This is a genomic window from Actinomadura sp. HBU206391 (assembly GCF_014323665.1).
GTDB lineage: Bacteria > Actinomycetota > Actinomycetes > Streptosporangiales > Streptosporangiaceae > Actinomadura_C.
Genome location: NZ_JABVEB010000310.1, coordinates 1 through 5,854, shown reverse-complemented (window position 1 = coordinate 5,854; position 5,854 = coordinate 1). Strand labels below are relative to the sequence as shown.

Genomic DNA, 5,854 nt, shown 5'->3' with positions numbered 1-5,854 from the left:
GCCCACGACGCCCGAGGGCTGGGCCTCGGGCGTCGTGTCAGGCGCGTACGAGCCGCTGCGACCCGCTGGCGGTGCCGAAGGACATGAGCGGCGACGCGCCGCTGTCCGCACGAGTCCGGTCCGACAGCGCGTACCAGTCCATTCGCACCCGGGCCTGCTGCACGTCCAGGACCCCGTAACCGTGCGCGTCCAGCTCCACCTGCCGGACGTGCCGGTTGGTCGTCCGCAGCACTCCCTCGGCGATCGGCGACAGTGACCGTGGCGGCACCTTGAGGATGTCGTCGATGTTGTCGCTGGTCACCGACGGCACGACGAACTCGGTGGCGACCGACGGTGACAGCGGGTAGGTCGCGGCCGTGAGCGGGACGTCGTTCGCCCAGGAGGTGTGGATGTCGCCGGTGAGGAAGACGGTGTTCTCGATCCGGTGGTCGCGCAGGTGGCCGAGCACTTCCCGGCGGTCGGCGGTGTATCCGTCCCATTGATCCGCGTTGATCGCGAGGCCACCGGCCGGGATGCCGAGCAGCTTCGCGAGCGGCCCGAGCAGGTACGCGGGCAGCGCGCCGAGGGCGACCGGGCTGATCATCACCGAGTTGCCGACCAACCGCCAGCGGGTCTCACTCGCCGACAGGCCCGACTTCAGCCAGTCCATCTGGGCGTCGCCGGTGATGGTACGGGCGGGATCGTCGACGGCGGCGCCGCTCGTCTGCTGCGAGCGGTGGCTGCGCAGGTCGAGCAGGGTGAGCTCGGCCAGCCGGCCGAACCGCAGCCGCCGGTGGATGCCGCCGTCGGCCCGCAGCCGGACGGGCATCCACTCGTAGTACGCCTGGCGCGACGCCGCGAGCCGGCTCGCCCACGGGCCCTCGGTGACCGGGTCGTGGTTCTCCGCCCCACCCGACCAGGCGTCGTTGGCGACCTCGTGGTCGTCCCACACGATCATCCACGGAAAGCGGGCGTGCAGGGCCCGCAGATCCGGATCGGACTTGTAGAGCCCGTGCCGCATCCGGTAGTCGGCGAGCGTGAGGATCTCGTGGGCGGGCACGTTCGGGCGGATGATCCGGCCGCCGGCGGCGAAGTCACCGGAGCCGTACTCGTAGATGTAGTCGCCGAGATGGACGATCCCGAAGAGATCGTCGCGGGCGGCGAGATGGCGATAGGCGCTGAAGTACCCGGCCTCCCAGTTCGCGCACGAGACGACCCCGAACCGCAGGCCGGCGACGTCGGCGTCCGGTGCGGGCGCGGTACTGGTCCGCCCCACCGGCGAGCTCACGCCGTCCACGAGGAACCGGTAGTGATAGCCGGTCGCCGGGCTCAGCCCGCGCACGTCCACCTTGACGGTGTGGTCCCGGTCCGCCCCGGTCCGCACCGAACCCGAGGCGACGACCTGGGCGAAGCCCGAGTCGGCCGCCACCTGCCAGCCGACGTCGACGGCGGGGCCGACGCCCGAGCCGGGCAGGGCGTCCGCGCTGGGCGTCACCCGGGTCCACAGCAGCACGGAGTCCGGCAGCGGGTCCCCGGAGGCGACCCCGTGCTGGAAGAACGCGGGTTGCGCGGCGCCCGCACGGCCGGCGAGCAGTCCGGCGGCCGCGACACCCGCGGCCCCGGCCCCGGCGGCGCGGAGGAAGTCACGGCGCTCGAATCGGCTCACCGCTTGAGGATCACCTACGGACCACCGCTGTGGAAGACCCCGGAACAAGACGATGCGGTTACTTCATCGAGCCGCCATGTCATCGAAATAAGGGCGGCAGACGAGCCGGCGACCACCGCGCCCTGACCACCGCGCCCTGATCACCGCGCCTCCACCACCGCGCCTCCACCACCGCGCCTCCACCACCGTGCCGCGCGCACCGTGCCGCCAGCACTGCGCCCGGCCCCGTGCCCCACTGCTGCACCCGGTCGCCGTTACGAAGCCACGAGTGACTCAGTGCGGGCCGTGGCGCCGGAAACCTCCCTCCGTGTTGATGACCTGCCCGGTGATCCATTCGGCTTCGTCGGTCGCCAGCCAGGCGATGAGCCGGGCCGGGTCGTCGGCGTGTCCCCAACGGCGCTGCGGGAAGTGCTCCTCCGCCAGTCGCCGCACGACTTCAGGGGGTGCGTAACCGGTATCCACCGGGCCCGGATTGACGGTGTTCAGGGTGATCCGCTGGTCGGCCAGTTCGTCGGCGAGGGTGCGGCTTATCGAGGCGAGGGCGCCCTTGCTCGCGGCGTAGGCCACCTCGTCGCGCATCGGGCCGAGCTCCTGCCCCGACGTCATGAACATCACGCGGCCTCCGGGTCGCCCGTCGTGCTGGGCGGCGAAGGCCTTCGTCAGCAGGATCACGGAGCGGGTGTTCACCGCCCAATGCGCGTCGAGCGTCTCCGCGCTCTGAGCCTGCAATGGGCCGTCACCGCCACTGCGCGCGTGGTTGCAGACGAGGACGTCCACGTGCCCGAACGACTGTACGGCCGCGTCGAGCAGCCGCCGCGGAGCGTCCGGATCGGCGAGGTCGAGACTCACATGCTCGACCCGCGCCCCGTCGGTGAGCGCCTCCGCCACCCCGGCGACGACGGCATCGGGCCCACCGGGATCGGCACCCCAGGGCTGCTCCCGGTCATGCGGCGCGTAATGGTGCAGCATCAGGTCCGCACCGTACGCGGCCAGCCTGCGAGCGGTCGCGTATCCGATGCCCGCCCGGCGGCCGACGCCGGTCACCACCGCGACCCGGCCCCGCAGCGGAAGGGCGTCGCGTCGCAGATCTTGAACAAAACCGTCATTCAGTACCATGCCCGTAATTATGGCAAATCATAAAGATATAGCGCTAATCAATAAAAATAGGAGGACATGAAAGCGAGCCGTTAATTGGCCAAGGATATTGCCTTTCGAACTCCAGTTCGATAAATTAATGATGGCGAGCAGCTCATCACCGCTCCCGACCCGCTCCGCCCATCCCCATTCGCGTTGGAGGCCACCGTGTCGGATCCATTTCCCGCGCCTTCGCCGTCATGTGCGGCCGAGGCGTTGGCGATGGCCGAGGCGGCGTTCGATTTCTTGAATGCGGAGGATGTTCTCTCGTTGCCGGTGGCGGCGCTGGCGGAGCTGTTGAAGCACTGGGCGCGGGTCACGGCCAAGGGCACCGCCGCGCACGCTGAGTTGGTGGGTGCGTTTCACACCGGTTCCGGCCCGCAGGCCGACGGGCAGCGATCCGTCGGAGCGTGGCTGTCGTGGTTCACGCGGTGCACTCCGGCGGCGGGCCGGGGACAGGTCGCGGCGGCGTTCAAGGTCCGTCGTCGTCCGCATGTGCGGCAGGCCCTCGCCGATGGGTCGCTGACGGAGTCATATGGGCGGTGGATAGCCGAGGCGGTCGAGAGGTTCCCGGCCGAGGATCGGGAGGCGGTCGAGGGCATCCTGGTGGAGGCGGCCGTCTCGGGTGCCACGCTCGACGACCTGGTCACGATCGCCACCGTGGCATTGCGCAAGCTGCGGCCCTCCGGGCTGGAGGACGAGGCGGCGCGACGGCAAGCCGAGCGGAACCTGACGGTGTCGAAGACGCTGGGCGGGGTGGGACGGATCAACGGGGATCTGACCGCCGAGGCCACGGCGCTGACCGAGACGGTGATCGAGTCGCTGGCGGTCAAGGCCGGCCCGGAGGACACCCGTACCAAGGCGCAACGCCGCCATGACGCGTTGGTCGAGGCCTTTCGGCGGCTTACGTACTCGGGGCTGCTGCCTGAGCGGGGCGGGTCCAAACCGCAGGTGAAGGTCGACATGGACCTGGCGACCCTGCTGTCCCTGCCGGGGTCCGCGCAGGCCGGAGAAGAATGGATCGAGCACGCCGCCGCCCAGCTGACCCGCGACCGCCTCCAGCGCACCGGCACCGGCACCCGTGGGAACGCCGGGGACGACGACACCGTCCGCGCACTCCTGCTCGACCAGCCGCCCGGTGACCACAAGGCTGAGCACGCACCTGAGAACGGATCCCCGAGCGACCAGGCCAACGCCCCCGTGCTCGACCAAGCGAACCCGCCCGAAGCCGAACATCCACCCACCCTCCACCCGGCCAACACACCCGCACTCGACACCACGAGCGGGTCCGGAGCCGAAGACCCACCCGCTCCCCACCCCCCGAACACACCCACAACCACGCCCGACCCCGCGAACCCGCCCGAAGCCGAACATCCACCCACCCTCCACCCGGCCAACACACCCGCACTCGACACCACGAGCGGGTCCGGAGCCGAGCGTGGGAGCCGGATGGCGGACGGTTCACAGGAGCCTGCGCGCGATCCGAGGAACCGGTCGGAGAACGAAACAGTGACCGGAGCGCTGAACGGGCCGCTCCGCCGGCCGGGCCGCGACCCGTGGGATTCTTCGCTCAGCGGCTTGATGAACGGGCCACACGGGACGGTCCAACCGCCGTTGCCCGGGCTCGGCAGCGGCGCGAGCCTGCACGGTGTCGGGCCGATCGGGAATGGTCTCGCGGGCGCGCTCGCCTGTGATTCGGTCATCACGCCCGTCGTCACCGCCGCCATCGACCTCGACGCACTGGCGAAGATGACCGAGCTATGGCTGGCCCACCATTTACCCCGGCACCCGGCCGGTCCCGCGTCGGAGGAGCTTCGCACCGCGAGCGGCCACCTCGACCGTTACGGCGAGCACCCGACCGGCGATGCCGCACACCACGCCACCGGCGGATCAGGCGGTTCCCACGAGCGACCGCCCGGGACGGTGACCGATGTCCTCGGCGAGGAGGACCTCGCCCGGTTGCACCGAGCGATGCTCCGCTGGGCCGTCCAGGTGCTGTCGGGGCCGGGTGGACTCGCCTCCTACGTCCGCACCCGGCGGCTCACCGGCCCGCTGGCCACGCCCAGCATCGTCCTCGACGCCGGGACCGACGGCAGGACCGTCCCCGCCGCGCTTGAGCGACTCGTGCGCCGCAGGGACCGGCAGTGCCGGTTCCCCGGTTGCGATCAGCCGGCCGCACTGTCCCAGGTCCACCACATCACGCCGAGATCCCGCAACGGACCGACGGCTCTGTGGAACCTGCTCACCCTCTGCAGCTTCCATCACCTCATCGCCGTGCACACCTGGGGGTGGAACATCGCGCTCAACGCCGACGGCACCACTACCGCCACCGCACCGGACGGGCGCACTCTCAACGAACACCACCCACCCCACCGCGCCGCTTGATCGCCCCGATACACCGCGCACCGACCGGCCCGCATTCGGCCAGTTCCTCGGTGTAGATCGCTCCGCCGCGCTGTATGTGCGCCCCGCGAATGGCGGCCACCGCAGGATCGCGCGGCTGCCCGCGGGTCCGCCGAATCAGCCGTCCTTTTCGGGCGGCGGGTCCAGGAGCGATTCCGCACGGCCTCGGCTGTGTCCGCGGAACTCCGCTATGACGGCGTCGTCGCCGCTCCGGCGTACGGTCACGTCGTAGATTCCGCTGCGTCCGTATCGGGTGCGTTCGACGGCCTCGGCGACCAGTTCGTCGCCCAGCCGGGCCGGGGCCACGAACACGACCTCGGCGGACGCAGCGACCGTCACCTGGTCATAGGTGTTGCACGCGAAGGCGAAGGCGTCGTCAGCGAGCAGGAACACGTAGCCGCCATGGGCGAGGTCGTGGCCGTTGACCATCGAGGAGGTCACGCGCATCCGGGCCCGAGCCCGGCCGGGCGCCACGTCACTGATCTCGATGCCGAGGTGCCGCGACGCCTGATCACGCTCGTACATCGCCGCTGCACAGCGCCTCGCCAGCTCTTCCGCCTCTGTCACCTGATCACCGTAGGGCAGGATGCAGCCGCTCGCCCATGCCGCCCTCCGTCTTCCATCCCGGAGCGATCGGGCTCAGGCCCGGTCCTCCAGCGAGCCGGCGGCGCG

At 70.7% G+C, this 5,854-nt stretch carries 4 protein-coding genes; 1 reads left to right on the top strand and 3 read right to left on the bottom strand.

The window, feature by feature from the left end; all coding sequences use genetic code 11:
- Positions 1–37: 37 nt before the first annotated feature.
- Together HKK72_RS35025 and HKK72_RS35020 are read right to left on the bottom strand one after the other, a co-directional pair.
- A complete protein-coding gene (locus tag HKK72_RS35025; RefSeq protein WP_187238702.1) occupies positions 38–1,645 on the bottom strand; it encodes an alkaline phosphatase D family protein in 1,608 nt (535 codons plus the stop codon).
- A gap of 273 nt (positions 1,646–1,918) precedes the next feature.
- On the bottom strand, positions 1,919–2,761 hold the full coding sequence (locus tag HKK72_RS35020; RefSeq protein ID WP_187238701.1) for an SDR family oxidoreductase: 843 nt from the start codon (positions 2,759–2,761) through the stop codon (positions 1,919–1,921).
- A gap of 186 nt (positions 2,762–2,947) precedes the next feature.
- On the opposite strand from HKK72_RS35020, the gene HKK72_RS35015 reads away from it, so the two are divergent.
- Complete coding sequence (locus HKK72_RS35015; RefSeq protein WP_187238700.1) at positions 2,948–5,164, top strand: HNH endonuclease signature motif containing protein; 2,217 nt, start codon at positions 2,948–2,950, stop codon at positions 5,162–5,164.
- A 135-nt stretch (positions 5,165–5,299) separates the two neighbouring features.
- Here HKK72_RS35015 and paaI read toward each other — a convergent pair whose 3' ends face one another.
- Positions 5,300–5,749 (bottom strand): hydroxyphenylacetyl-CoA thioesterase PaaI, encoded by a 450-nt coding sequence (paaI, locus tag HKK72_RS35010; protein ID WP_315987602.1) that lies wholly within the window; start codon positions 5,747–5,749, stop codon positions 5,300–5,302.
- Positions 5,750–5,854 lie beyond the last annotated feature (105 nt).

Bases quoted from the DNA above. Each gene is read 5' to 3' on its own strand.
- HKK72_RS35020 (WP_187238701.1), bottom strand. From the start codon at position 2,761: ATGGTACTGAATGACGGTTTTGTTCAAGATCTGCGACGCGACGCCCTT.